Source organism: Kosmotoga sp., from assembly GCF_982836095.1.
In genome coordinates this window covers 1-3,104 of record NZ_CEYIHJ010000195.1, presented here as the reverse complement: position 1 = coordinate 3,104, position 3,104 = coordinate 1, and the positions used below count along the sequence as shown (strand labels likewise).

The window sequence follows — 3,104 nt, the reverse complement described above, 5'->3', positions numbered from 1 at the left end:
ACCAAAGAAAAGGCAGAAGAATTAGCGAAAGAGTTAGTTACGAAAGGCGAGCTTTCTGAAAAAGAAGGGAAAAGTTTTATCGAAGAGATGTTGAAAAAATCAGAAGAGGCCAAGCAAGAGTTAGAGAAAAAGACTGAAACCCTGATTAATCAGGCTTTAAAGAAAACCGATATTCCAAGCAAAAAAGAGTTTATTTCGGTCTCTCGCCGCCTGGCTAAACTGGAAGAAAAAATTGAAGAGTTGAAAAAGGAAATTACAGAAAAATAAAATAAATGCTTTCCCTGAGAAGATTAAAGACAATCACTCGCACATACCGCCATTTCCGTCGCTATCAGCAAATATTAAGAGTTTTAGTTAAGTACGGATTTGGTGACATTCTTAGCCAGCTTCATCTCTATCAATTAATAGATAAAGGATCTCATTTTTTCAGAATAAGAAAAAAATCCGAAACTATACCTTTGCCTCGCAATAAACGTATTCGCTTAGCTTTGGAAGAGTTGGGCCCTACATTTGTGAAACTAGGTCAATTGCTAAGCACAAGACCAGACTTAGTGCCGCCAACTTTAGGAGAAGAATTAACAAAGCTTCAGGACAAGGTTTCGCCATTTCCATTCGTAGAGGCAAAAGACGTCATTCAAACCGAATTGAAACGCTCTGTAGAGGAAATATTCTCCAAGTTTGAAGAAAAACCCATTGCTGCCGCTTCGTTAGGACAAGTACATTGTGCCTGGTTAAAAAATGGAGTCAGGGTGGCCGTAAAAGTACAGCGGCCTGATATTTGTCGCATAATAGAAGTTGATTTGGAGATCATGTTGTATCTTGCTGCTATGATGCAAAAACACATTGCTGAAGCAGCGGACTATGATCCAGTTGGTATTGTAAAAGAGTTTACCGACAATATTACAAAAGAACTGGACTATACGCTTGAGGCCTCAAATATTGAACGATTTGCTAAAAATTTCAAAGACGAACCCGCAATTTATGTTCCTCATGTCTATCGCGATTATACTACAGAAAAAGTGCTCACTATGGAATATATTGATGGGATTAAAATATCAGAAGTAAGAAAACTCAAGGCAGATGGTTACGACTGCAATCTGATAGCAAGTCAGGGAGCAATGCTGATATTAAAGCAAATTTTTGAGTATAACTTCTTCCATGGGGACCCGCATCCAGGTAATATTTTTATTTTGCCTGATAATGTTCTATGTTTTTTAGATTACGGTATGATGGGGCGGATAGATGAGGAGACAAAAGAGAGTCTGGCGTCGCTGGTTAATGCATTTATTGATAATGATGTTTCAGAGATTGTACACTTGTTTATAAAATTCTACCCGTCTGAAAGAGTTGATCTTAGAAAATTCAAGCTGGACACGTGGGAGGTGTTAGACCAATATCATGGAGTACCCCTTAAACAGATTGAATTAAAAAGGGTCTTTCGGCAAGCACTCTATCTTATTGAGAAACATCACCTCAAGATACAACCGGAGTTATTTTTACTCGGCAAGGCATTGGTTTCCATAGAAAGCATAGGCAGTTCTCTCGATCCAGATTTTAATGCTGTAGAGCAAACCCAACCCTTTATCAAGGAATTTATCCTAAAGAAATTTAGCCCTCACGCGATAGCACACAAATTGAAAAAAAGCCTCTTTGATTTTTTTGCTCTCTTTCAGGAATTCCCAGAAGAAATCAGAAACATTTTTTCTCTGTTGAAATCGGGTGAGATGAAATTAAAATTTGATCACAGGGGATTAGAACCCTTCATTGCCAAGATGGATCAAGTCAGTAACCGCCTTGCTTTTTCTATAATTGCTGCGGCATTAATTATTGGCTCAGCCCTGATTGTGCTCTCACAAACGCCGCCTTTGATCTTTGGTGTCCCTGTAATTGGTCTTGTTGGCTTTCTGGTGGCAGCTTTTATGGGCTTAGGCCTCCTTATTGCTATCTCTCGTTCAGGAAAGTTGTGAACGGGCGAGGATTTTTTATGAGAGATAAAAATAGAGGATTAAGAAAATTATATGAAAGAAATTTGGATTACATCAATTCTGGCTTTCTTTCATTCAAAGACAAAAATATCCCTAAATATATAAAAAGATTACAGGAATCAATTGAAAAAAAAGTTATTACTCCCAAGAAGCTCAAGGAATATGTGTACAACAGGTATTATTATTCTGATGAAAATCATGAAAAAGCCAATAAGCCGGTTGACAGGCGTATGTTGGGGGAAAAAATAGGCCTTGTGCTTTCCGGTGGAGGAGCAAGAGGAGTTGCCCATGCAGGCGTATTAAAAGTGCTGGAAAATTATGGCATAAAACCTGCATTTATCATAGGCACTTCTGCAGGTTCTGTAGTTGGAGCCTCATACAGCACGGGAATTTCTCCAGATGAAATGCTTGATATATATGAAAAAGAGGAAAAAGAGTTTTTCAAATTGTCGCAGCTGCGCTCTTTCTCACAAAAAACTATGAGCTGCACGTTAAGGTCCATTTTCAAGAAATATCTGCCGTTCAACGAGCTCATAGATACGAAAATCCCCTTTTATATCAACACAACAGATGTAAAAAGCTGTGGAAGATTGATCTTCTCAGCCGGAGATTTGACTGAACTGGTCCTCGCATCCTCGGCTATTCCGTTTCTATTCGAGCCGATAAGCTATGAAGATTATATTCTTATCGATGGAGGAATGACTGATAATTTCTGCGTAGATTTTGCCAGAATGATTAACAAAAACGACTTTAACAATGAGCTGAAAATTGTCATTTCCGATGTTTCTGCTGCAACCGATTCGGCTTCCCGGATTCAAACTTCCCATTTCCTTTTGACCCTGTCTAAAGAATTTGTGGATACTGTAAAATTTGTTGGCAAAGAGATTCTTCCAGTAAGGGATGAGCGAGACATCCTCTCGATAATAAATAATCTTTTCTACATCCTTGCCAAAAGAGGGGGGCTGGCACCTGAATTCTCAGAAGATGAGATAATTATTTCGCCAATGCTTGGAAAAATGGGGATTTTTGAATTCAAAAAGTACGGTTGGGCATTTGACAAGGGCGTTGAAACCACAAAAATTACTTTGCAGGAATAAAATGGGACGGTACGGATAGCCG

The 3,104-nt window shown here is 38.7% G+C and carries 3 protein-coding genes; all 3 read left to right on the top strand.

What is annotated here, in order from left to right; genetic code table 11:
- Positions 1 to 267, top strand: a 267-nt coding sequence (locus AC3LHT_RS09985; protein WP_488662785.1) for a hypothetical protein, incomplete at its 5' end; no start/stop codon positions are given.
- Between the two features lie 5 nt (positions 268 to 272).
- Positions 273 to 1,967 carry an ABC1 kinase family protein gene (locus AC3LHT_RS09980; protein WP_488662784.1) on the top strand — a complete coding sequence of 565 codons (1,695 nt, stop codon included), beginning with the start codon at positions 273 to 275 and terminating at the stop codon, positions 1,965 to 1,967.
- 17 nt (positions 1,968 to 1,984) lie between these two features.
- Positions 1,985 to 3,082: a patatin-like phospholipase family protein gene (locus AC3LHT_RS09975; protein ID WP_488662783.1), complete on the top strand. Its 1,098-nt coding sequence runs from the start codon at positions 1,985 to 1,987 to the stop codon at positions 3,080 to 3,082.
- The last annotated feature ends 22 nt before the right edge of the window (positions 3,083 to 3,104 follow it).